The sequence below is a fragment of the Candidatus Hamiltonella defensa 5AT (Acyrthosiphon pisum) genome, from assembly GCF_000021705.1.
Taxonomy (GTDB): Bacteria; Pseudomonadota; Gammaproteobacteria; order Enterobacterales; family Enterobacteriaceae; genus Hamiltonella; species Hamiltonella defendens.
In genome coordinates this window covers 1,859,880-1,884,348 of the sequence record NC_012751.1, presented here as the reverse complement: position 1 = coordinate 1,884,348, position 24,469 = coordinate 1,859,880, and the positions used below count along the sequence as shown (strand labels likewise).

Here is a 24,469-nt window from a genome sequence, read left to right as displayed (position 1 = left end):
CAATCCTTTGTCCTTTTTTTACCTCAACCCTGTCACTCTGGAGAATGTGTGATGTCTCATATCCTTAAAACACCCCTGATGCTTTTTCAATCTGCTGAGGCCAATATTCAACTGCAAGGCATGCTTTACCAAGGCAAGCCGGTGTTTTTTGCGGTTGAATTGGCCAAGGCGCTGGGATATAAAAACCCACATGAAGCTTTACAGGATAACTGTAAGTTATTGATTAAACTTAATTCTAGCCAGACGCTAGAATTGAATTTAGGTTTTAAACCCAAGGGAATTATCCTTGCCCCAGAGTCTGACCTGTACCGCCTGATACTCAAAAGCAAATTGCCCTCTGCGGAACGGGTTCAAGACTGGGTCTGTGAAGAGGTGTTGCCTACCTTGCGACAGCAGGGGAGCTATAGCATGAATAAAACCCATCGTGACGCAGGGAGTGGCTTACCTGAGTTCCGTAAGGCCAGAGCCATGCAGATTCAAATGGAAATTGCTGAAAAAACATTTCAGTGGGCAACAGGGCTTTCCGACATTGCCCGCCAGGCAGTGATTGCAGGACTGATTAACCCTATCGCAGGGCATGAGGTCATTCCTCTGCCTGTGATTGAAGAACAGCACTATAGTGCGACGCAAGTCGGGAAGATATTTCATGTTTCAGCCAACAAAATTGGCCGTATCGCCAACGACAATCACATGAAGACCGATGAATACGGAGAATATTATCTCGACACATCTCGCCACAGCAGCAAACAAGTGGAATCCTTTCGCTACAACGAGAAGGCGGTGAAGAAATTCAAGCGCATTCTGATGGCTGAAAAAGAGGTCAAAAACCATGTTTTGGTTTAATCCGTTGACGAAAGAAAGTTTCCTGGTCTATATTGATAACGCACCTGCCAATTCAGGTGTCGAGATTAGCCTCCCGCCGAAGTGACCGCGACTTTATTGACACGCCGCGAGCGTGTTTTTTTATGTCGTCATTCATGCTTCATCTCTATGGTGGACTGGATAGGGCAACCGTAAGGTTGGCTGGTTGGTTACTCCGGTAAGGCTAACCCTGTTCAGTTCATCACCCAAGATTAGCCTCAAAGGTGGTGATTAATATTAAGTAACCATCGGAGTTCTTATGACCAATCAATTACTCACGCCCTTCTGTTTTGAATCTTTTGTCATTCGTGTTGTGATCATTAATAATGAAACTTGGTTCATTGCTCAAGATATTTGTTGTGCATTACAAATTCAAAATGTAACTCAAGCAGTTGAAAGACTTGATGATGATGAGCGATCTATGTTTAACATAGGCCGTCAGGGGCAAGTTAACATCATCTCTGAATCTGGCTTATACACTCTTGTACTTCGTTGTCGAGATGCTGTAAAAAAAGGAACCCTGCCTCATCGTTTTAGAAAATGGGTGACTCATGAAGTGCTCCCTCAAATTCGTAAAACAGGACAATATCTTCCTGAAAAATACCAACCTGAATCCCCAGAAGTGTTTAACGGCAACGACCTCAATAACCTGGCTCGCCTAGTCTGGGAGATGAGTGACGGATTTCGTTTTGAAAATTCATGGAGTCACGGCATTTGGTTTGCTCTGCGGCAGGTCACCGGGATTCCCTCTCCGAAACCGTTTCAAACCCGTCACATTCCTCTTATTGCCGAAGAATGCGTTCGGATTTTTCATCTGACGAATCGCTTCAAAGACGTCGTCGCAGACACAGAAAAACAGGTCATCCGTCGTGTTATTCGACAACGGGAAGACGCCGATAACGTCATTTCAGAAATGCACGCTTTACTGGAAGCGGCGGCACATCAAACCGAACACACCTTGTCATCGACCCTGGAAAAGTGGCAACAGCGTGAATTAAGGCAATTTCTTCACCGAGGCCAGACGACTTAAACATCGCCTTTTTTTGACTTTTTACTCTCACCTTTTATCGGGCGGGTTCTTTTCGCCCTTCATACGGCCTCATTCATCGGCCGTAGGCCTTGCCTATTGACTGATAAGGACTGGACTATGTCTCAAACACATCCCCTGATTGCCATCAAAGCGCACCTCATCAATGGGAAAACCGTTCAAACGGTCAATGCCCGTGACCTTTATCACTTTTTGGAAGTGCGGCTCTCGTTTTCAACCTGGATGAAAAATCACATCAACCGCTACGAATGGGTCGACAATACAGACTATCTCGTTTTTACCCATTCTGGACCTCATGCCGGACGCCCGTTCAAAGACTATGTCCTCACCCTGGAGAAAGCGAAAGAGATGACGATGCTGACATGCACCGAAAAAGTGCGCGCTCTTGAAAACAGGTTGAACGAAATCCTGTCCTGACCTAACACCTTTGTTCTTTTTTGGCGAATTGCTCTCGCCCTCAATCTCGCCTCATTCGAATGAATGGGGTTTTTTTATCTCAATTTTAAAGGAAACACCCCATGGAAATCACGCTTAAAGAGTGGAATCAAAAACAGCCTCGCCCCCGTTGCATCGAACAAGTCCGTCGATGGGTCCGCGCGGGCATCATCTACCCCGCTCCTCGTCTCGATGGCAGGGAATACCTCGTTCAGGCCAATGCCATCAAAATCAACCCCCTCAGCGTCAAATATCACACTGGACAAACCCTCATGGAAAAAATACATGGCCCGCAAAAGAAAAACGGCTAATCGGGACTTGCCTCCTCATCTGTACGTTCGCAACAACGGCTACTACTGCTACCGAGACCCAAGGACGGGGAAAGAATATGGATTAGGAAAGGAAAAGCGAATGGCCATCAATGAAGCCATCTCGGCCAATCGGCAGATTTTTGACGCCCCTGTGAGCCTGAACGACAGAATCAACGAAGTGAAGACGCTCTCAATGACAGAATGGATGGAACAATTTACAAAAAAATGACAGCAACGCGGGCTTCGTCCCAACACACTGAGAGATTACCGTTTAAGATTAAAAGCCATCAACAATACTTTTGGTGACAAAGAGATTAAAAAAGTCACCACGAAAGAGATGGCAGAATTTTTGAACAGTTACCCTGAGCAGGGAAAAACCGCCACGGCAAAATTAATACGGGGAATATTGATTGACCTTTTCAATGAAGCAATCGCAGAAGGACATTTAGAAACCAATCCCGTGGTGGCGACAAAGGCGCCTCGGGTACAGGTACAGCGAACGCGTTTATCTTTAGAGGAATTTTTGTTGATAAGGCAGTGCAGCCATCCCCGCTCAACTTGTATCAAATTAGGCATGACTTTAGCGTTACTGACAGGACAAAGACTCGGAGATATCCAACAAATGCAGTGGCAAGACATTCATGATGGGAAGTGGTGGCTGAAACAAGAAAAAACGGGCATGAAATTAGCGATACCATTAACGTTAAGTTTGGGAGCGATTCAAGAGACGTTTGAAGGCATTCTCAACGAATGTCGAAAAAAGATAGGAGGAGAAAAATATGTTTTAATTAAAGAGGGGAAAAATAACCCTGAATATGCTCGCTTATCGGTCGGATTTAAAGAATTAAGAAAAAAATCAGATTTAAAATGGGAAGGAAAAACACCGCCTTCATTTCATGAAATCAGAAGCTTATAGCTAAGCGATTTAATTTTAGTTACAATATAAAGAACTAATTAGCATGAGGTCACTATGAGTTATTCAGTGGATTTTCGTCAAAAAGTCCTGAGTATTCGAGAGAAAGAAGGACTGAGCATCAGAGCAACGGCGAAGCGTTTTCACGTAGGTACAGATACTCTCAGGCGTTGGCTCAAGCGAATAGAACCGAAACCCTCGGGTCCGCGTCGAGGCAAGATGGATAAAGAGGCGTTTATCAAAGATGTGGCAGAGTATCCAGATAGCTATCAACGGGAACGGGCGGCCCGTTTCGGGGTGTGCCCCAAAGCCATCTGGCAAGCATTGAAAAGATGGGGTCTGACCTATAAAAAAAACTCTGCGTCATCCCAAGGCAAACGAAGAGGCACGACAGGGGTTCCAGGAAAAAATCGCGGGGTATCAAAAGCAGGGTAAATCTCTGGTTTATCTCGATGAGAGCGGCTTTGCTCACGATATGCCCCGCCTCTACGGATACGCTACACGAGGTCAACGCTGTTTTGGGACTCACGATTGGCAGGCTAAGGGCCGCACTAACGTCATTGGTGCCTTATTAGGGGTCACTCTCATCGCGGTGGGCCTCTTTAACTGCTCCATTAACAGCGATGTTTTTTATGCCTGGGTCACTCAGCTGCTCCTACCCGCTCTTCCTCATCCGTGCGTGATGATGATGGATAACGCTTCTTTCCACAAGCGAAAAGATATTCAACACGCCATTCTCAACGCCGGTCATTCTATTGAATATTTGCCTCCTTATTCGCCCGAGTTCAACCCTATTGAGCACACATGGGCTCAAGCTAAAAGAAAAAGAAGAGAACTTCAATGCGACATCAATACCTTGTTTTCAGAACATATTATGTAACTATTCTTATGTCGTTTAGCTATATCGGCCAGGTTGCACAGTGATGAAAAAGATAAAGAGTTTGCTCAGAAATTATTGGGCCACAAATCGGCGAATATGACAGACCAATATCGAAACAGCAGAGGCAGTGAATGGGAGACGATTTGAATTTCTTTTTTAATTTTTGGGGATTCAATTGAGTCTCTAAAAAAACAGAGCTGAATAAGACCATTATGAGTGAATTGTGATTTATTGTGACTTTTTGTCTTTTAAATTATTGATATTTTTTAAAAAAATAAATCTTAAGAATATCGACTGAAAAAGTATTAATAACTTATTGTGTGGGATACTTGTGAAATAGGCTTTGAAATCAACTTCAACAACACCCCAGGCTTGCTGATACAAATCTTCTCGTATCGCTGTACTCGCTTGTTTAGCGCTACGTTTGGGTCTGTACCCATAGGCGCAATCATGAAAATTTGCTTCAAAGATTGGCTCTATAACTATCTTCATTGCCGTTTGCACTATGCGATCTTCCACCGTAGCAATTCCTGGTGGCCTTGTCCCACCTCTCGGTTTAGGTATCTCCACTATCCTTACTGGGGAAAATTGATAGCTCTGCTTGCGCAGCTGCTCCTGCAATCTGATAATCATTGCCTCTTCTCCTTGATTGACAATATTCGCAATTGCTTTCCCGTCTATCCCAGGTACTCCTTTATTGGCTTTAACTTGGTGCCATGCAGCCCAGAGCACATATTCTCGATATAGGTCACATCGCCGCACCCAACCTGATGAGGGGCAGCCACAGAAAACTGACGCGCTCACACGTCAGGAATAGCCTGATGTTCCTGTCTCGCCTTTTTATATTGATGAGTCGGTGGCTGATGGCTGACCGGTTCCAACTGACGCATGACTCTCGTTGCCCGATAGCGACTTGGCGGAATACCCCGTTCTGATACCATGGCAGACATCGTTCTTGCTCCTGACGTACCTGAGCTTGTCACTCTATCTGTTCAGGCTTGATTCTATTAACCCCCTTTACCCAATATTGATAACGGCTTCGATGTATCCCAAACACTTGACATCAGCGTGTCACTGCATGGCTCTTCTTAAGTTTCTCTACTCACGGGAAGTGTTCAGGAACTCTGACATTAAGAGAGCTGAAGCCTTTTTTAACAGGCTGTTCTCTTCTTCTATTCGTCTCATTTTCTTTTCTCATTCGCGGCTCTTTTGCTGTTCTTGTGTCATAGGAGACCCCGAGGGGCTTTTCCCTTCTCATTCCCCTTTTCACTGATTCACCCAGGAACTCATGGCGCTTTTACTCACGCCCATGGCTTTTGCTCCTTCTATCCCCCTATATCCTTGTTTTGTCACTCATTGAGCCCCTTCTAGCTTAAATTCAGGGCTGTAGGGGAGTTTGTGTTTCTTATCCATTTTTACACCTGTATTGATAACTTAAGTCTATCACCTGGTTTTTATCAGGTGGCCAAATTAACTATGCCACTACATATTGGGTATAGGATTTATCATGAATGACGTGGCTCAAATTGCATGGGAAACGACCCACAGCTATAACCTGATTGCAAAGGAAGGTGAAAAGTTATGGTAAAAGACACAATGGAAAGCGCTGTGTTGGAATGGTATGACAAGAATTATAATTCTAAGCCCCTTTTTTCAAAAGATAAGCCTGAGCTAACGCTTGAAACCAGTCTATCGACAGGTAAATATCCTTGTGCCAGAGAAACTGGTGACGAAATAATGAATGACTATCTTCGAACGATTTAACGTTGATAACAGCGAATTTGATTTTCTTGCATACTGGCCTTATGAAAAAGGATTTCTGCCTAACTTCTTAAGGCCTAAATCCCAAAAGCTCCCTGACGTTGAACCGAAGCCCTTAACCATTCATATGCTCGTTGAATCAGCGAAAGCCGGACGGTGGCTTTTCAGCTCCATGCAAGCGCTGCTATCTCGTCCAGAAAGGGCTTAGCGCGGTTAGGTTCCGTCTTTCGGAGCCTAAATCATCGGTCGGGGAATCTGCTAGCTGGCTACTCTTCAAGCTTAGAGACCATCTGCCCCTAGAAAACTGATTAAATAAACAGGGGGCACAAAAGGGGGCATTCTTGGTTATTTATCATTTTATTTTAATATAAAACAGAGGGTTGCAGTATTGTTTGAGTCCGGCCTTCGGCACCATAAGCAAATTAACAAAATTAACAAAATTAACAAAATTAACAAAATTAATAAAATTAACAGTAGTTATTATTGTCGGTCTAACAACGTAAAGCATCTTGGTTTGTGTCCAAAATAGCTTGATCCAGAATACTTCTCATTCTTCCAACTCTTCTCTCGTTATATCTTTTTTATAGCACCTGATTTTTTAAAATAAATAAAAATTACTCTATTATGCTTTTATCAAAGCATATTTTATGAAACAGCCGTGCTGCATTATTTAATGATGATTGCTCAATTGTTGGCCTAAGTGTTAAAATGCTTCCCATTTTTATCTGAGCTGATGATTTTTAGGTGTTATATCGACCATCAGGCGAAGAAAAGTAAAAACTAAAAGCGTAGAGTAAACATGGCTTGAGGGCTGTTACGGGATGAAATCTGCAAATGAGTGAACCACTTTAGAGATCCTGTTTAGAGAATAGGGGATGCCATCAAACTTCTTGAAAAACCTAAAGATAAATGTCGTTTAACTCAAAAAATAAGTATAAGGAATAATCAGCATGTCAGATCCTTTATCAAACAATGACGTGGATCCCATCGAAACACAAGACTGGCGAAAGTCGATTGAATCGGTGATCCGTGAAGAAGGTGCTGAGCGTGCTCAGTATCTGATAGATCAAGTTTTAAGTGCCGCTCAAAAAATGGGAGCCCCTCTTTCTCAAATATCTCTCCAAAAAAATTATATCAATTCTATCTCAACAGAAGAAGAACCCCCTTATCCAGGGGATTTAAAACTAGAACGCCGTATTAGAGCGGCGATTCGTTGGAATGCCATCATGATGGTTCTAAAAGCGTCGAAAAAAGATTTAGATTTGGGCGGGCATATTGCGTCCTTTCAATCTTTTGCGACCTTTTATGAAGTCTGCTTTCATCATTTTTTTCGTGCCCCTAATCAACACGACGGTGGAGATTTGGTTTTCTTTCAAGGCCATATCTCCCCGGGTATTTACGCTCGTGCTTTTTTAGAAGGTCGTTTAACCGAAGAGCAACTCGATCATTTTCGCCAAGAAGTCGAAGGAAAAGGTCTTTCTTCTTATCCTCACCCTAAATTAATGCCGGAATTTTGGCAATTCCCGACCGTTTCTATGGGCTTAGGGCCTCTTAATGCCATCTATCAAGCCAAATTTTTAAAATATCTTGAACACAGAGTCTTAAAAGACACCTCTAAGCAACGGGTATACGCCTTTCTAGGAGACGGAGAAATGGATGAACCCGAATCCAAAGGCGCTATTACCATCGCCGCTCGAGAAAAGCTTGATAATTTGGTGTTTATTATTAATTGCAACTTACAGCGTCTTGATGGCCCCGTAACCGGCAATGGGAAAATTATTGATGAGCTCGAAGGCATTTTTAGTGGCGCAGGTTGGCAGGTCATCAAGGTAATTTGGGGAGGGCGCTGGGATGATCTACTGAGTAGAGATACCAGTGGTAAGCTAGTCCAATTGATGAATGAAACTGTAGATGGCGATTACCAAACCTTTAAATCTAAAAATGGCGCTTATGTACGCGAACACTTTTTTGGGCGATATCCTGAAACGGCAGCTTTAGTCAAAGATATGAGCGATGATGAGATATGGGCGCTCAACAGAGGGGGCCATGATCCTGTTAAAATTTTTGCGGCCTTAAAAAAAGCACAGGAGACCAAGGGAAAACCAACCCTGATTCTGGCTCATACTATTAAAGGCTATGGGATGGGTGAGGCGGGTGAAGGAAAAAATATTGCTCATCAACTTAAAAAGATCAATATGGAAGGGATACGCTATTTGAGGGATCGTTTTAACATCGCTGTCAAAGACGAAGACATTGAAAAATTGCCTTACGTCACCTTTGAAAAGGAGTCTGAAGAAGAGAAATATCTGCATCATCAACGTCAATCTTTAGGCGGATATTTACCCTCTCGTTTGAAAAATTTCACGCAAAAACTAGAGCTCCCCTCACTGCAAGATTTCAGCGCTCTGTTTCAAGAGCAAACAAAACACATCTCTACGACCATCGCTTTTGTGCGCGTATTGAATGTGATGTTAAAAAATAAATTTATTAAAGATCGAATTGTGCCTATCATCGCCGATGAAGCACGTACCTTTGGCATGGAAGGGTTGTTTCGCCAAATTGGCATTTACAACCCCGGCGGTCAGCAATATGTCCCGCAGGATCGTGAACAAGTCGCTTATTATAAAGAGGATGCCAAAGGGCAAATTTTACAGGAAGGGATTAATGAGCTGGGCGCCGCTTCTTCCTGGTTAGCCGCGGCCACGTCTTATAGCACGAACGATCTCCCGATGATTCCTTTTTATATCTATTATTCTATATTTGGGTTTCAACGGATTGGCGATCTGTGCTGGGCAGCAGGTGATCAACAGGCACGTGGATTTTTGATAGGCGGCACTTCGGGCCGTACCACGCTCAATGGGGAAGGTTTACAGCATGAAGACGGTCATAGTCACATTCAATCGTTAACCATTCCAAATTGTATTTCTTACGATCCTGCTTATGCGTATGAAGTGGCTGTCATTATGCATCAGGGCCTTGAAAGGATGTATGGCGAAGCGCAAGAAAATGTTTACTATTATTTGACCACCTTAAATGAAAATTATCACATGCCCGCGATGCCAAAGGGAGCAGAAGAAGGCATAGGCAAAGGCATTTATTTGTTAGAAAGTCTGCCTGGTAAAAAATCCAGGCTTCAGTTAATGGGATCAGGGGCTATTTTGCGTCACGTTCGCGAGGCGGCTCAAATTTTATCTCAACAGTATGACATTGCCTCTGATGTCTACAGTGTGACTTCATTTACTGAATTGGCACGTGATGGTCAAGATTGTGAGAGATGGAACATGTTGCACCCAGCCGAAACACCGAAGGTGCCTTATGTTGCCCAAATTTTGCATCAAGCCCCGGTGATTGCCTCCACGGATTACATGAAATTATTTGCTGAACAAATTCGGCCTTTCATTCCCACTCGTCATTTTCGTGTTTTAGGAACAGACGGTTACGGGCGTTCCGATAGCCGTGAAAATTTACGACATCACTTTGAGGTCAATGCGGCTTATGTGGTCATTGCTGCATTGACAGAGCTCACCAAAATAGGGGTTTTTAATCCTGAAGAAGTTCAAGAAGCGATGATAAAGTTTAATATCGATCCGAATAAACCAAATCCCCGTTTAGCATAAAATCATTTTCAAAAGGTAACTCATCAATGGTGATTGAAATTAAAATGCCTGATATCGGTACAGACACCCCAGAAGTCATCGAAATCATGGTAAAGGTCGGCGATGTCGTGGTGCCAGAGCAAACGCTGCTTTGTGTTGAAGGAGATAAAGCGTCAATGGACATTCCCTCTCCACAAGAAGGCACGATAAAGGAAATCAAAGTTTCCGTCGGAGATAAAGTCGAAACCGGCAAATTGATCATGCTTTTTGAATCCAGCACAGAGGCTGTCCCAGAAAAAAAAGGGAAGACACAAGTACCAGCCCCTGCCATACCTGCTCAAGAAAACACAAAGACAGTGTCTTTACCGGATGTGGGATCTGATGAATTAGAAGTCACAGAGATTTTAGTCAAAGTGGGGGACTCGGTAACAGAAGAACAATCTTTGATCACCGTAGAAGGGGATAAAGCTTCCATGGAAGTGCCAGCCCCTTTTTCAGGCACAGTGAAAGAAATTCAAATAAAAACAGGGGATAAAGTCAAAACCGGTTCGATGATCATGATCATGAATACAATAGAGAAAATCACACCGGCACCCGATCAAAAAATTCAAAAAACGGCAGATGCACTGCCTGAGCAAAAACCAGAAATCCCCCCTTCCAAGCCCAGCGCACCTTCGAACACGACAACAAGCATAGAAAAAACAACTCCTTCCTTCACAGAGGAAGCTTATACGCATGCGACGCCAGTGATTCGCCGTTTGGCGCGTGAATTGGGCGTTAATCTTGAAAAAGTCGCAGGGACCGGCCGCAAAGGGCGCATCTTGAAAGAAGATGTCCAATCTTATGTTAAAAATGCAGTACAGACTGCAGAATCCGCATCTTCTGGCCAAGGAAACCTAACGCCCCTTTTGCCTTGGCCAAAGATCGACTTTAATCAATTTGGTGAGACCGAAGAAATAGCATTAACACGAATTCAAAAAATGTCTGGGGATAATCTCAGCCGTAACTGGGTCATGATCCCTCATGTCACCCAATTTGATGAAACAGACATCACGGACCTTGAAGATTTTCGCAAAAAACAAAACATCGAAGCGGAAAAAAGGAAGCTCGACGTTAAAATCACGCCTGTCGTCTTTATGATGAAAGCTGTAGCGCAGGCCTTAAAAACCTTCCCCCGCTTTAACAGTTCCCTGTCGTTGGATGGGAAAAAACTGATTTTAAAAAAATACATCAACATTGGGGTGGCGGTCGATACACCGAATGGCCTGGTCGTGCCTGTTTTTCGTGACGTGAACAAAAAAGGCGTGATTGAGCTATCCAAAGAACTGATGTTGATTTCTCAAAAGGCACGCTCAGGTAAATTAACCGCTTCGGATATGCAGGGGGGCTGCTTTACCATTTCCAGTTTAGGCGGGATTGGGGGAACGGCATTCACGCCGATTGTGAATGCCCCTGAAGTGGCCATTCTTGGCGTGTCAAAATCTGCCATCAAACCCATTTGGAACGGGAAAGAATTTCTTCCTCGTTTAATGCTGCCTTTATCACTGTCTTTCGATCATAGGGTGATTGACGGCGCGGCAGGCGCTCGTTTCGTGAGTCATATCAGCGTTATCATGGCTGATATTCGTCGTCTGATTATGTAACACTAATGAGGTTTTAATGAAGAATACTCAAGTCAAAACTCAAGTCGTCGTGATTGGGGCAGGCCCTGCAGGATATTCCGCGGCATTTCGCTGTGCAGATTTAGGGTTAGAAACACTATTGGTTGAACGTTACGCCACCTTAGGGGGAGTGTGCTTAAACGTGGGTTGCATTCCTTCTAAAGCATTACTCCATGTTGCTAAAGTGATCTCAGACACAAAAACACTAGAAGAACATGGGGTGAGTTTTGGCGCACCCAAAATTGATTTAAAGAAAATGGTGGGATGGAAAAACAACGTAATTCAAAAGCTTACCGGTGGATTATCGGGCATGGCGAAAATGCGTCAGGTCAAGGTGATAACAGGCGAAGCTCAATTTAGCGGATCTCACACTCTGTTGGTCAAAACCCAGAATGCAGAACAAACTGAAATCCGCTTTGATAATGCGATTATTGCGGCGGGTTCGAGCGCAATAGAACTTCCTTTCATTCCGCACGAAGATCCTCGCATTTGGAATTCGACTGATGCATTGAAACTAGAAACCATTCCAAAACGTTTATTAGTGATGGGCGGAGGGATTATCGGTTTAGAAATGGCGACCGTTTACCAAGCACTGGGGTCAGAGATCGACGTCGTTGAAATGTCAGATCAACTGATCCCTGCGGCTGATAAAGACGTCATCAAAATTTTCACCAAAAAGATCGAGAAAAAATTCAATATCATGCTTCAAACCAAGGTCACTCAAGTCAAAGCTCAAGAGGACGGCATTTTTGTGACGATGGAAGGCAATCAAGATCCTGAAGAGCACCGTTATGATGCGGTTTTGGTGGCTATTGGGCGGAAACCCAATGGAAAATCGCTCAACGCTGAAAAAGCAGGCGTGACGGTGGATGAACGTGGTTTTATCTGTGTGGATAAACAATTACGCACCAATATTCCCCATATTTTTGCGGTGGGCGATATTGTAAGCCAACCGATGTTGGCCCATAAAGGCGTACACGAAGGCCATGTGGCCGCGGAAGTCATTTCGGGGTTAAAACACTATTTTGATCCCAAGGTCATTCCTTCTATTGCTTATACTGAACCTGAAGTCGCTTGGGTCGGATTAACAGAGAAAGAAGCCAAACAAAAAGGCATTGAGTATGAAATCGCCATTTTCCCCTGGGCCGCTTCAGGTCGAGCCATTGCTTCTGATTGTTCAGAAGGTATGACTAAGTTGATTTTTAATAAAAAGACGGGTCGTATTATGGGCGGTGCGATTGTCGGCAGCAATGGCGGAGAATTACTGGGAGAAATCGGGCTGGCCATCGAAATGGGATGTGATGCGGAAGATATGGCGTTAACCATCCATGCTCACCCAACCTTATATGAATCTGTGGGATTAGCAGCTGAAATTTATGAAGGCAGCATCACCGATTTGCCTAATTCGAAAGCAAAAAAAAGTAAAGCATAATAAAACTCAGGGTAAGTAAAACTTAAGCTATAGCACTGTTAATCAAGTAATTTTAGTTAATTATATGCCTTAATTAGATACCAAAGCGTTTTTCATCTATTCCAGATTATTAGATAACCCTGCATTTGATATGATATTTTGATTTTAGAAGGAAGAAATTAACGGCCCGAGGGATGGATACATTTGTTCAGATAACGTATAACTTTTTTAATTGAATATACTCCCAAACTGAAGAGGGCAAAAGAGATTGACAAGATTCCCCAGACTGGCAACGACGTCGGATTTCACTTGAAGAAATAGGCCATAATGGAGTTTTCGCCAAATAAAAAAAGCCATAGGGTTGTTGATGTAACTTTTTTGTGACCTGATTTTGTTGTATTTGACGGGCTTTTAGTCTGGGTTTCTGTTGAAGAAAATGCGTTATGTTTCCTTCACAGGCGCGGGCGCAAACCAAAATATGAAAAAGCTCAAAAAAAGATTCCCAATCATGCCAGCTCGGTAAGGATAAAAAAGAATCTTCTCCCATGATAAAAGCCAAAGGTGTGCTATCACCATATGCCTGACGTATTTGATTGGCTGTATCCAAAGTATAAGAAGGGCTGTTTTTTCGCAACTCACGATCATCAAGGCTAAATAAGGGCTGATCTTGTATGGCTAGTGCTAACATGTCCCAGCGTTGCTGTACGGTCGCGATAGGCTGTGATCGATGAGGGGGAATATGATTCGGCAATAAATAAACTTTTTTTAAACCAGTTTGTCTGGCTAATTCAGAGACAGCGTTTAAGTGGCCTAAATGAATAGGATCAAAAGTACCGCCAAACCAAGCACAGAGAGGCGGACTTCCATGTTGATCTTTGGATTTAAGGCTCATCAAAAAAACATTCAGTAAAACTCTGAGGATAGAGGCTAAGCACAGGCTGCCCACATAACAACAAAGAAAGGGTCTCTAGTTCGGACCATATCGAAAGTGCATAATCCTGCTTTAAAGATATCTCTATTTGATAAAACAAATGCACCCCTTGTTTTAATACGTTCAGTGAAAGACGTTGCAGCGCCTGAGTAAAATAAGTACGACGGCTTTGCCAAACTTGATGCTGCTGAAACAAGGTTATTAGGGGCACTTCTGCCATGGCACGTTTTAAAGTCACCAATAACAACAGATCGGGCTGTAATATTCTCAGTAAAATAACAGGCTCATGTTCTTCTTGTTGCAATTTTTTTAAAATCAGTAAGGCGCGTTCCGTCTTTCCCTCCAGCAGGGCATTTGACCACTGGTATGGCGTAAAATGTGCAAAATTATTTAACAGAGGCTCAATTTTCGGCAAGCTGAGTTGCTCGTTGGGATAGACTAACGAAAGAAGGGTTAACAGCTGTGAAAGCGCCAGAATATTCCCTTCATAACATTCACAAAGCCGCTCAATACAAGGTAAATCTATATCAAAACATAAACTTTTACTTCGCGTTTTGATCCAGGCCGGCAGCCTTTGGTGATTGGGTTTTTCACAATTGATTTTGCACGCATAAGGCGCTAACGCCTTATACCAAGGGCTGTTTTCTTGTGCCTTGGTCAGCTTATGAAACCTCATCATCAGTAAAATATTTTGATGTAACAACTGAACTAATTGCCCCAATCTGTCTTTCATTGAAGCAGGTAACAGTTTGTGTGGAAAAATCACCAAAAGCGTTTGCCGAGAAGAAAAAAGGCTCAATTCCTGAAAAATACGAAAGATATTCTCCCATTCTGTATCCCCTTCTATCGTCACGGTAAAATGCTCTGTAAAATTCCTCCGAAGGGCCGCTTCACGAATATGATCCTGGCTTTCCTGTAGCAGCAAGGGCTCATCACCATAGAGCAAATAACAGGCACTCAAATTCATTTTTAGGTGTTCCTGTAATTGCTCAGCATCAATCAACTTCATTTCACTGTCACTTTAGGTTTAATATCTGTCAGAGGTTTTTTTGAATCTTTTAAAAGATCTTCATGAACTTTAGTGAATTGTCGAATTAATTTTTTTGCCGCTTGTTTCATCATTTCTTTAGTCAGAATTTCATTCTCGGCTTCTTTAGGTAACGTCATTAAAGGGTTATCTAGAAAAGAGCGAAATACCGTCACTTGTATCGGATAAATACCGCTACCTGGTATCAGTATTTCAGCTGATACGGTCAGTGAGAGCTGATTTTCAGCCTTAACCCCATCTTGAAAAACAGACACCGGATTTGTTCTTTGTGATGAGCCTGCGATCCTTAAAGTAGGGAGATCAGTGCGTTGGCTATCATCCAAAATGATCACCCGATTCAGGCGTAATTCTTGACGAATAAATTGGGTCAAAGGGCCATAGGGATCACTGCTATTCAGGATGATGGTTTTGAATTCTTTGGGTACCTCAGTGATTTCTCTCAAATGAAAACCACAGCCCATGGTGGTGAGTATCATCAATCCTATCGTCCCTGCAAAAAGAAGAGATACCAAAGAGTGTTTCTTTTTAATTTTATTTTTATTCATTGTTGACCACTAAATTTAAGAGTTTATTGGGAACGTAAATGACATGACACGGGGTGATGCCCTTGAGATGTTTTATGACAGTAGGCTCTTGCAATGCAGATTCATAAACCTCTTGCTGCGTTGAATTCATAGGAACTGTAATTTTAGCGCGCATTTTTCCATTTATCTGAATCACGACTAACGTTTCATCTTCTATCAAGGCGTTTTGATCGACCACAGGCCATAAGCTGTCGTCAATATTGAGCGGATGTGTCTCATCAGGAGATTGATGAAGATGTTGCCATAGAATAAACGAAATGTGCGGTGTAAAGGGGTACAGCATTTTTATCACCGAAATGCAGGCTTCTTGTATCAGAGCGCGATCTTGCTCTGTATTTGTGGGCGCTCGATAAAGTTGATTCATCAGCTCCATAATGGCCGCAATGGCCGTGTTAAATGTCTGACGACGTCCAATATCATCGGTTACCTTTGCAATGGTTTTATGCAAATTTCGTCTCAAATTTTTTTGGGTTGAATTTAAGTTCTCTTTTTTAAGAGGCTGAGTAGGGCCTTGAATAACATGATCAAAAACGAATCGCCAAAGACGTTTTAGAAAACGATAAGCCCCTTCCAAGCCCGATTCTTGCCATTCCAAAGTCATTTCAGGGGCAGACGCAAACATCATAAATAAACGGACAGTGTCAGCACCGTATTTCTCCACGATGGCTTGAGGATCAATACCGTTATTTTTAGATTTAGACATTTTACTCATGCCGGCATGAATGAGATCACGGCCCTGTGCATCAAACGCGTTCAAAAATTGGCCTTTGTTGTCGCGTTCTACAGTCACCTCCGTAGGAGAAACCCAAACACGTTCGCCATTCTGGGCGTTGTAATAAAAAGCGTCAGCTAAAACCATGCCTTGGCACAACAAACGTTTTGCAGGTTCTTTCGAATCCACCAACCCTTGGTCACGCATTAATTTATGGAAAAATCGAAAATAAAGCAGATGCATGATCGCATGTTCAATTCCACCCACATACTGATCGACCGGCAGCCAATAATTCGCGGCGGCTTTCTCGATCATGCCTTGATCGTATTTTGGACAAGCATAGCGCGCGTAATACCAGGAAGATTCGATAAAGGTATCAAAGGTATCTGTTTCACGTATCCCAAGCTGGCCAGCGACACTCGTTTTCGCCCAGTCTTGATCCGCTTTGAGTGGATTAATCATGTCTTTTATTAACGTTTTCTCTGGCAGAATGACTGGCAACTGATCTTCGGGTGTTCCGATAATACGCCCGTCTTCGAGTGTGATCATGGGAATGGGCGCGCCCCAGTAACGCTGTCGAGACACTCCCCAGTCACGCAAACGATAATTGACTTTTCTCTGACCTGTTCCTAAATCCACTAATTTATCGATAATCCGATCACAACTCTCTTGGTATGAAAGACCGTTAAATTCACCTGAATGACATAACCGGCCTTTTTCTATTAAAGGTTTTTTTTGTACGTCCGGTTCTGTACCATCTTCTAACAAAATGACCGCTTTTATCGGCAAATGATATTGAGTGGCAAATTCCCAATCCCGCTGATCGTGCCCTGGAACTCCCATGACTGCGCCAGTTCCGTATTCCATCAATACAAAATTGGCCACCCAAATAGGGATTTTTTTTCCCGTTAATGGATGCAGGGCAAAAAAACCAGTATCAATGCCTTTTTTTTCTATGGTCGCTGTCTCTGCTTCTGCCATCTTAATGTGACGGCATTCCTCAATAAACGTGGCTAAAGCTGGAACATTTTTGGCGATCTCAGCAGAGAAAAAATGATCTGGTGCTATGGCGATGAAAGCCACTCCCATCAAAGTATCTGGACGCGTGCTATAAACAGTCAAATCTGTTTTCTCATCATGATCGAGTGGGAATCGAATCTCTACACCTTCTGAACGCCCAATCCAATGGCGTTGCATCGTTTTGACCTGCTCAGGCCAGTGCTCTAATTCATCCAAATCATCTAATAGTTGATCTGCATAGGCGGTGATTTTAATAAACCATTGCGGTATTGATTTACGCTCTACTTTACTGTCACAACGCCAGCATCTCCCATCTATCACTTGCTCATTCGCTAACACAGTGAAATCTTGTGGACACCAATTGACATCAGAGGTTTTTTTGTACACCAACCCTTTTTCATAAAGTTGAGTGAAAAACCATTGTTCCCAACGATAATATTCGGGCTTGCAACTCGTGAGTTCGCGGCTCCAATCGTACGCAAAACCCAGAGATTGCAACTGTTTTTTCATATATTGAATATTGGCTTTCGTCCAATCAATAGGCGAAGTTTTATTTTTTATAGCGGCGCCCTCCGCGGGTAAACCAAAAGCGTCCCAACCCATGGGCTGCAGCACATTTTTCCCCAGCATTCTTTGGTAACGCGCAATCACATCTGTAATGGTATAGTTTCGTACATGCCCCATGTGTAACCGGCCAGAAGGATAAGGCCACATCGCGAGACAATAATACTTTTCTTTTTTGGGATCTTCTTTAACGGTAAAAGTCTGTGTTTGTTCCCAATGCCGCTGAACATGAGATTCAATATCTTGATGACGATAAATATCTTGCATAATCAATCAGTATTGTCCTAAATATAAAAATGAAAGATGAGGTGTCAGATTTATGCACTTTTTAGTATCACTTTTTCTTGAAAACTCGTATCACTCACGCCAAAAAGTAGGAGTAAACAAAACCAGCAAAGTAAATACCTCCAGGCGTCCAAATAACATGGTGAGCACTAATATCCACTTAGCTTCAGCATTGATGCCTGTAAAATTGTCCCGTAGGACACCCAAACCAGGCCCTAAGTTATTTAAAGTCGCGGTCACTGCAGAAAAAGCAGAAAATTCATCAACGCCGGTCGCAATAATCGCCAACATGCTACAAATAAAAACAGCCACATAAGCAGAAAAAAAACCCCATACTCCTTCCAATACCCTATCAGGTAATACCTTATTACCCAATTTGATGGTGTACACAGCATTAGGGTGAACCAATTTTTTTAATTCGCGCGATCCCTGCAGATATAATAGCAAAATACGAATCACTTTTAATCCACCACCTGTTGATCCCGCGCATCCACCAATAAAAGAACTACATAACAGTAACATGGGTAAAAATAATGGCCACTGAGCAATACTATGTGTACTAAAACCAGCGGTGGTGGCCATCGAAATCACTTGAAAAAAAGCCTGATTCAATGCGGTTAAACCCGTTTGATACACATTATGAATCCATAGTACGAAGGTGCAGAGTATAACGAGTATAAATTGAAGAAAAATGAATGTGCGAAATTCAGGATCATGGCAATAGACTTTGAGACTACGACCACTCAATAGCCCAAAATGCAGGCCGAAATTACAAGCAGAAATTAAAAGAAAAATAGCAATAATGGTATTAATAACAGGATTATCGAAATATCCAATGCTGGCATCATGCGTAGAGAATCCTCCAATCGCAATCGTAGAAAAGCTGTGGCAAATCGCATCAAATATCGACATCCCTGCACCCCAAAGACAAAAAGCACAGGCCATGGTTAATACAACGTAGATCAACCATAATGTTTTAGCGGTTTCAGCAATTCTAGGGCGCATTTTATTCTCTTTGAGTGGCCCTGGCATTTCGGCACGATATAGCTGCATGCCTCCTACTCCTAAAATAGGTAAAATGGCCACCGCCAGTACGATAATCCCCATGCCACCTAACCATTGCAACATTTGTCGATAAAACAATATCGCTTTTGGCAGGGTATCTAAGCCAACCAGAGTAGTCGCTCCTGTTGTCGTTAACCCAGAAAAGGATTCAAAAAAAGCATCTGTCACAGAAAGATTAGGGCGTTCCGAAAATAAAAAAGGTAATGCGCCCACGCTGCCTAACACCGTCCAAAAAAGCACGACAATCAAAAAACCTTCACGAGCTTTTAATTCACTTTTGTGCCTGCGGTTTGGAAACCAAAGAAAAAAACCGATGGTGAGGGCGACAAAAAAAGTTTGAGTGAAGGCTTTCCCTGCTCCATCACGATAAAACAAAGCGACCAGACCGGGAATAAACATGGTTCCAGAAAATAAAATGACCAGCAACCCAACAATGCGGGTTATCGCACGAAAATGCATTCCAGCAGCTTTCCTTATTTTAAAAGCGGATTGAGGTATTTGAACTTTTGAGAGGGGCATAAAATCAATACTGACTTAATTTTTTCGTTCAATGGCCCTATATCCAATGTCTTTTCGAAAAAAACACCCTTCCCATTGAAGCTTTTTTGTAAGTTGATATGCCCTTTCTCTTGCCTTAGAAATATCATTACCTAATGCTGTTAAACAAAGCACTCTTCCACCAGAGGTGACGATATGATGGTTTTCATTGAATCGAGTGCCTGAATGAAATATTTTTTCATCTGATCTTTCTTTATAAGGCAACCCCGAAATCATATGACCTTGTTGGTATTCTCCAGGGTAACCCTGCGAGGCCAACACGACACCTAATGCGCAGCGTTCATCCCAAATGACATTTTTTCCGTTCAGTTGCTTTTTTGTCGCGGCTAAACAAAGTTCTACTAAATCCGAGCGCATACGCAACATAATGGGTTGCGTTTCTGGATCTCCAAAACGGCAATTAAATTCAATGACTTTAGGTTCCTTATTTTTACAAACCATTAATCCGGCATAAAGAAAACCAGTATATTCATGCCCCTCAGCCGCCATACCTTTTACGGTGGGGAGAATAATTTTTTGCATGACTTTTTCATACATTTCATCAGTGATAACGGGTGCTGGCGAATAAGCGCCCATGCCACCTGTATTGGGGCCTTGATCGCCGTCATAAGCTTTTTTGTGATCCTGACTGGTTGCCATGGGCAACACATTTTCTCCGTCAACCATGACGATAAAGCTGGCTTCTTCACCTTCAAGAAATTCTTCAATCACAATCCGATGCCCGGCATCTCCAAAAGCATGACCAGATAGCATATCTTTGATGGTACTTTCCGCTTCTTTCTGAGACATCGCCACCACAACGCCTTTTCCCGCCGCTAATCCATCCGCTTTAATGACAATAGGGGTGCCTTTGGCTTGAACATAATGTAATGCTGCTTCTTGATCCGTAAAAGCTTGATGTTCTGCCGTCGGAATGTTGTGTCGGTTTAAAAAATTTTTAGTAAAAATCTTTGACCCTTCCAATTGAGCGGCGGCTTGAGTAGGGCCAAAAATCACTTGGCCCGCCGAACGAAAAGCGTCAACAATACCGATCACTAAAGGAGCCTCTGGCCCTACGATGGTTAAGCCGATGTGTTGAGTTTGAGCAAAATTTAATAATTCTGAAATATCACAGGTATCAATCAGCACATTTTCTAACATGGGCTCTAAAAAAGTGCCGGCATTGCCAGGAGCGACGTAAACTTTATTCACTAAAGGAGACTGAGCCGCTTTCCAACTGAGCGCATGTTCTCTGCCCCCATTGCCGACAATTAAGACGTTTATTTTCTTCATACAAAATTCCGTGAATATTTTTGAGTGTTATGGGTTGCTTTTTAGAATAAGGCTCAGATGCTTTTTATGTATTCAATCAAGTTAATGGCGAAAATGGCGCATATTTGTCAAAATCATCGCCAGATTTTTTTGATCAGCACGGGCGATAACGTGAGCATCGTTGATGGAACCACCAGGTTGGATGATACAGGTGACGCCTAAAGCTGCAGCTTCATCAACACTGTCAGGAAAAGGTAAAAAAGCATCAGAGGCCATAGAAGAGCCCTCTAGGGTTAACCCTGCATCCACTGCCTTCATACCTGCAATTTTAGCCGAATAAACACGGCTCATTTGTCCGGCGCCAATCCCAATCGTTCTATTTTTTGTTGCGTAAACGATGGCATTTGATTTGACATATTTGACTACTTTCCAAGCAAATAGAGCATCTTCTTGCTCTTTTTTTGTGGGTTGACGTGTTGAAACAATTTTTAAATCAGACGGCGCAATCATACCTAAATCATTTTCTTGTACCAGTAGCCCACCCTGAACGCTTTTAAAATGTAAACTGGGAAGGGGTTTATCTTGGATTTCAGCAATCAGAACACGAACGTTAGGTTTTTTTGCTAATGCAAATTTCGCCTCTTCTATGGCCGGTGCAATAATGACTTCGACAAATTGGCGATGAATAATGGCATCAACGGTATTGAGATCTAAAGTTCGATTAAAAGCGATAATACCGCCAAACGCTGAAAGGGAATCACTGGCATAGGCTTTTTCATAAGCTAAAAAAATAGAATCATCGTCTATGGCAACGGCACAAGGATTGGCGTGTTTTACGATAACACAAGCAGGTTTAGTAAATTCTTTCACACATTCAAGCGCCGTATCAGCATCATTGATATTGTTGTATGAAAGAGGTTTCCCCTGTAATTGCTGCGCATTTGAGATACCCCTTTTTATTGATTTTTTTTCTACATAAAAAGCAGCTTTTTGGTGATTATTTTCACCATAACGCATGTCTTGTTTCTTAATGTATTGAAGATGGAGATTATCTGGAAAAGAAAAATGTTTTTGGTTTTGAAAAAAGGGTTGAGAGGAATTTAATGAATCAAAATAATGGCTTATCATACTGTCATAGGAAGCGGTATGTTGAAATGCTTTAGTCGCTAAAGAAAAACGAGTTGAATGACTTAACGTTTTTTTATTTTTATTTAATTCATCTATGATCGATGAGTAATCAGAGAAATGAACAATCACCGCTACATCTTGATGATTTTTTGCAGCGGAGCGAATCATTGTTGGTCCGCCAATATCAATATTCTCAATCGCATGTTCTAAGGAGCAATCAGTTTCAGCAATAGCTTGGGAAAAGGGATATAAATTGACAACGACCATATCAATAGGCTCAATCCCATGCTCTTCTAGAATAGACTCATCTTGGCCACGTCGAGCCAAAATCCCTCCATGTATTTTGGGATGCAGCGTTTTAAGACGCCCTCCCATTATTTCTGGAAACCCGGTATAACTAGAAACGCGTTGAATTTTGATATCTTTTTTAGAAAGCAATTCTGCAGTGCCTCCAGTAGAAATCAATTGTATTCCAAGCGCAGACAATGCTGTGGCAAAATCAACGATACCCGTTTTATCAGACACACTGATTAGCGCGCGGCAAATTGGGCGTTGTATTAAAGAATTTAAAGACATGAATTTTATTCCTTGAGCGTATCACTAAAATTTGTTCACAAAATGATATACCGAATTAAAAAAAAAGGGGGCTCTAATCTTTTTATTAAATTAATTAGCATGATAGATGTGTATTGTAATGGAAGAAAGGGATGTAAAGGAGTTGACGGGAGAGAATAAGTGAGTAGAATGCGCGGTCATGTTGTGATTAGGAAGCAGCTCTTTAAAAATTTATCAGATAATGTGTGTGTGCACTGAAGTGAGAGGGAATGATATTAACGTTATGATGTTGAGCAAACAGAGATGTTTGTGAGACGAAGAGAATAAGAAGTAAGAATTGAAGAGTTTGATCATGGCTCAGATTGAACGCTGGTGGCAGGCCTAACACATGCAAGTCGAGCGGCATCGAGTGATCGCAGTTTACTGAGTTCATGTCGGCGAGCGGCGGACGGGTGAGTAAAGTCTGGGAATCTGGCCGAAGGAGGGGGATAACTGCTGGAAACGGCAGCTAATACCGCATGAAGTCGCGAGACCAAAGCGGGGGACCTTCGGGCCTCACGCCTTCGGATGAGCCCAGATGAGATTAGCTGGTAGGTAAGGTAAAGGCTTACCTAGGCGACGATCTCTAGCGGGTCTGAGAGGATAGCCCGCCACACTGGAACTGAGACACGGTCCAGACTCCTACGGGAGGCAGCAGTGGGGAATATTGCACAATGGGCGAAAGCCTGATGCAGCCATGCCACGTGTGTGAAGAAGGCCTTCGGGTTGTAAAGCACTTTCAGCGAGGAGGAAGCGATAAATGCGAATACCATTTATTTTTGACGTTACTCGCAGAAGAAGCACCGGCTAACTCCGTGCCAGCAGCCGCGGTAATACGGAGGGTGCGAGCGTTAATCGGAATAACTGGGCGTAAAGGGCATGTAGGCGGTGAGTTAAGTCAGATGTGAAATCCCCGAGCTCAACTTGGGAATGGCATTTGAAACTGGGTCGCTAGAGTTTTCTAGAGGGGGGTAGAATTCCAGGTGTAGCGGTGAAATGCGTAGATATCTGGAGGAATACCGGTGGCGAAGGCGGCCCCCTGGAGAAAGACTGACGCTGAGGTGCGAAAGCGTGGGGAGCAAACAGGATTAGATACCCTGGTAGTCCACGCTGTAAACGATGTCGATTTGGAGGTTGCGGTCTTGAACTGTGGCGTCCGGAGCTAACGCGTTAAATCGACCGCCTGGGGAGTACGGCCGCAAGGTTAAAACTCAAATGAATTGACGGGGGCCCGCACAAGCGGTGGAGCATGTGGTTTAATTCGATGCAACGCGAAGAACCTTACCTACTCTTGACATCCACGGAATTGTGCAGAGATGCGCAAGTGCCTTCGGGAACCGTGAGACAGGTGCTGCATGGCTGTCGTCAGCTCGTGTTGTGAAATGTTGGGTTAAGTCCCGCAACGAGCGCAACCCTCGTCCTTTGTTGCCAGCGCGTAGAGGCGGGAACTCAAAGGAGACTGCCGGTGATAAACCGTAGGAAGGTGGGGACGACGTCAAGTCATCATGGCCCTTACGAGTAGGGCTACACACGTGCTACAATGGCGTATACAAAGGGATGCGAACCTGCGAGGGAAAGCGGAACTCAGAAAGTACGTCGTAGTCCGGATTGGAGTCTGCAACTCGACTCCATGAAGTCGGAATCGCTAGTAATCGTAGATCAGAATGCTACGGTGAATACGTTCCCGGGCCTTGTACACACCGCCCGTCACACCATGGGAGTGGGTTGCAAAAGAAGTAGGTAGCTTAACCGCAAGGAGGGCGCTTACCACTTTGTGATTCATGACTGGGGTGAAGTCGTAACAAGGTAACCGTAGGGGAACCTGCGGTTGGATCACCTCCTTAACTATAAA

At 43.2% G+C, this 24,469-nt stretch carries 23 protein-coding genes, 1 rRNA gene and 2 pseudogenes; 16 read left to right on the top strand and 10 right to left on the bottom strand.

Translation table 11 applies throughout. From position 1 onward, the window contains the following. Positions 1-51: 51 nt before the first annotated feature. The 9 genes and pseudogenes from HDEF_RS09245 to HDEF_RS09215 all read left to right on the top strand — a co-directional run bounded on the left by HDEF_RS09245 (position 52) and on the right by HDEF_RS09215 (position 4,448). Positions 52-843, top strand: coding sequence for a BRO-N domain-containing protein (locus tag HDEF_RS09245; protein WP_015873968.1), 792 nt, complete (start codon positions 52-54; stop codon positions 841-843). 277 nt (positions 844-1,120) lie between these two features. Then, complete coding sequence (locus HDEF_RS09240) at positions 1,121-1,891, top strand: BRO-N domain-containing protein (protein WP_015873966.1); 771 nt, start codon at positions 1,121-1,123, stop codon at positions 1,889-1,891. A 117-nt stretch (positions 1,892-2,008) separates the two neighbouring features. Beyond that, positions 2,009-2,326 (top strand): phage antirepressor Ant, encoded by a 318-nt coding sequence (locus HDEF_RS09235; protein ID WP_015873965.1) that lies wholly within the window; start codon positions 2,009-2,011, stop codon positions 2,324-2,326. A gap of 101 nt (positions 2,327-2,427) precedes the next feature. Further along, positions 2,428-2,655, top strand: coding sequence for an excisionase (locus tag HDEF_RS09230; RefSeq protein ID WP_044612359.1), 228 nt, complete (start codon positions 2,428-2,430; stop codon positions 2,653-2,655). Further along, positions 2,630-2,884, top strand: a complete 255-nt coding sequence (locus HDEF_RS12775; RefSeq protein WP_174888364.1) for a phage integrase Arm DNA-binding domain-containing protein — start codon at positions 2,630-2,632, stop codon at positions 2,882-2,884. The genes HDEF_RS09230 and HDEF_RS12775 overlap by 26 nt, the downstream gene beginning before the upstream one ends. A 15-nt stretch (positions 2,885-2,899) precedes the next feature. After that, positions 2,900-3,115 (top strand): annotated as a pseudogene (locus tag HDEF_RS13585) (phage integrase central domain-containing protein); the annotation flags it as partial. Further along, positions 3,116-3,571: a tyrosine-type recombinase/integrase gene (locus tag HDEF_RS12770; protein WP_268802504.1), complete on the top strand. Its 456-nt coding sequence runs from the start codon at positions 3,116-3,118 to the stop codon at positions 3,569-3,571. Positions 3,572-3,625: 54 nt separating this feature from the next. Further along, positions 3,626-4,003 carry an IS630 transposase-related protein gene (locus tag HDEF_RS09220; protein WP_012737971.1) on the top strand — a complete coding sequence of 126 codons (378 nt, stop codon included), beginning with the start codon at positions 3,626-3,628 and terminating at the stop codon, positions 4,001-4,003. Continuing rightward, positions 3,915-4,448, top strand: a complete 534-nt coding sequence (locus tag HDEF_RS09215; protein WP_086934965.1) for an IS630 family transposase — start codon at positions 3,915-3,917, stop codon at positions 4,446-4,448. The genes HDEF_RS09220 and HDEF_RS09215 overlap by 89 nt, the downstream gene beginning before the upstream one ends. 228 nt (positions 4,449-4,676) lie before the next feature. On the opposite strand, the gene HDEF_RS09210 is transcribed toward HDEF_RS09215, so the two are convergent. The 3 genes and pseudogenes from HDEF_RS09210 to HDEF_RS13825 form a co-directional block, all read right to left on the bottom strand. After that, the gene (locus HDEF_RS09210) at positions 4,677-5,180 is read right to left on the bottom strand and encodes a reverse transcriptase domain-containing protein (protein ID WP_048901576.1); all 504 of its coding nucleotides are present in this window, start codon (positions 5,178-5,180) and stop codon (positions 4,677-4,679) included. A gap of 68 nt (positions 5,181-5,248) precedes the next feature. Then, positions 5,249-5,398 (bottom strand): hypothetical protein, encoded by a 150-nt coding sequence (locus HDEF_RS12640; RefSeq protein WP_015873581.1) that lies wholly within the window; start codon positions 5,396-5,398, stop codon positions 5,249-5,251. A gap of 116 nt (positions 5,399-5,514) precedes the next feature. Continuing rightward, a pseudogene (locus tag HDEF_RS13825) lies at positions 5,515-5,801 on the bottom strand (transposase); the annotation flags it as partial. A 154-nt stretch (positions 5,802-5,955) separates the two neighbouring features. Between HDEF_RS13825 and HDEF_RS14005 the strand changes: the two are divergent. The 6 genes from HDEF_RS14005 to lpdA all read left to right on the top strand — a co-directional run bounded on the left by HDEF_RS14005 (position 5,956) and on the right by lpdA (position 12,898). Continuing rightward, positions 5,956-6,036 carry a hypothetical protein gene (locus HDEF_RS14005; protein WP_484484298.1) on the top strand — a complete coding sequence of 27 codons (81 nt, stop codon included), beginning with the start codon at positions 5,956-5,958 and terminating at the stop codon, positions 6,034-6,036. Next, positions 6,030-6,212 (top strand): hypothetical protein, encoded by a 183-nt coding sequence (locus HDEF_RS13655; RefSeq protein WP_320408666.1) that lies wholly within the window; start codon positions 6,030-6,032, stop codon positions 6,210-6,212. Before HDEF_RS14005 ends, HDEF_RS13655 begins: the two co-directional genes overlap by 7 nt. Next, positions 6,190-6,417: a DUF1493 family protein gene (locus HDEF_RS13650; protein ID WP_320408665.1), complete on the top strand. Its 228-nt coding sequence runs from the start codon at positions 6,190-6,192 to the stop codon at positions 6,415-6,417. The genes HDEF_RS13655 and HDEF_RS13650 overlap by 23 nt, the downstream gene beginning before the upstream one ends. A 742-nt stretch (positions 6,418-7,159) precedes the next feature. Further along, positions 7,160-9,826 carry a pyruvate dehydrogenase (acetyl-transferring), homodimeric type gene (gene aceE / locus HDEF_RS09190; RefSeq protein ID WP_015874369.1) on the top strand — a complete coding sequence of 889 codons (2,667 nt, stop codon included), beginning with the start codon at positions 7,160-7,162 and terminating at the stop codon, positions 9,824-9,826. 26 nt (positions 9,827-9,852) lie between these two features. Next, positions 9,853-11,448, top strand: coding sequence for a pyruvate dehydrogenase complex dihydrolipoyllysine-residue acetyltransferase (gene aceF, locus HDEF_RS09185; RefSeq protein WP_015874368.1), 1,596 nt, complete (start codon positions 9,853-9,855; stop codon positions 11,446-11,448). A gap of 16 nt (positions 11,449-11,464) precedes the next feature. Then, positions 11,465-12,898, top strand: a complete 1,434-nt coding sequence (lpdA, locus tag HDEF_RS09180) for a dihydrolipoyl dehydrogenase (protein ID WP_015874367.1) — start codon at positions 11,465-11,467, stop codon at positions 12,896-12,898. Positions 12,899-13,085: 187 nt separating this feature from the next. Here the strand turns inward: lpdA and nadD are convergent, their stop codons facing one another. The 7 genes from nadD to purH form a co-directional block, all read right to left on the bottom strand. Beyond that, on the bottom strand, positions 13,086-13,769 hold the full coding sequence (nadD, locus tag HDEF_RS09175) for a nicotinate-nucleotide adenylyltransferase (protein WP_015874366.1): 684 nt from the start codon (positions 13,767-13,769) through the stop codon (positions 13,086-13,088). Next, a complete protein-coding gene (gene holA / locus HDEF_RS09170; protein WP_015874365.1) occupies positions 13,759-14,817 on the bottom strand; it encodes a DNA polymerase III subunit delta in 1,059 nt (352 codons plus the stop codon). Before holA ends, nadD begins: the two co-directional genes overlap by 11 nt. Then, entirely contained in the window at positions 14,814-15,401 is a 588-nt protein-coding gene (gene lptE, locus HDEF_RS09165; RefSeq protein ID WP_015874364.1) for an LPS assembly lipoprotein LptE, read from the bottom strand. Before lptE ends, holA begins: the two co-directional genes overlap by 4 nt. Beyond that, the gene (gene leuS, locus HDEF_RS09160) at positions 15,394-18,003 is read right to left on the bottom strand and encodes a leucine--tRNA ligase (RefSeq protein ID WP_015874363.1); all 2,610 of its coding nucleotides are present in this window, start codon (positions 18,001-18,003) and stop codon (positions 15,394-15,396) included. The genes lptE and leuS overlap by 8 nt, the downstream gene beginning before the upstream one ends. A gap of 90 nt (positions 18,004-18,093) precedes the next feature. Beyond that, complete coding sequence (gene trkH / locus HDEF_RS09155) at positions 18,094-19,545, bottom strand: Trk system potassium transporter TrkH (RefSeq protein WP_015874362.1); 1,452 nt, start codon at positions 19,543-19,545, stop codon at positions 18,094-18,096. A 75-nt stretch (positions 19,546-19,620) separates the two neighbouring features. Then, entirely contained in the window at positions 19,621-20,907 is a 1,287-nt protein-coding gene (gene purD / locus HDEF_RS09150; protein ID WP_044612586.1) for a phosphoribosylamine--glycine ligase, read from the bottom strand. 90 nt (positions 20,908-20,997) lie between these two features. Further along, on the bottom strand, positions 20,998-22,599 hold the full coding sequence (gene purH, locus HDEF_RS09145) for a bifunctional phosphoribosylaminoimidazolecarboxamide formyltransferase/IMP cyclohydrolase (protein ID WP_015874360.1): 1,602 nt from the start codon (positions 22,597-22,599) through the stop codon (positions 20,998-21,000). A gap of 313 nt (positions 22,600-22,912) precedes the next feature. On the opposite strand from purH, the gene HDEF_RS09140 reads away from it, so the two are divergent. After that, positions 22,913-24,461, top strand: a 16S ribosomal RNA gene (locus HDEF_RS09140). Positions 24,462-24,469: the final 8 nt, after the last annotated feature.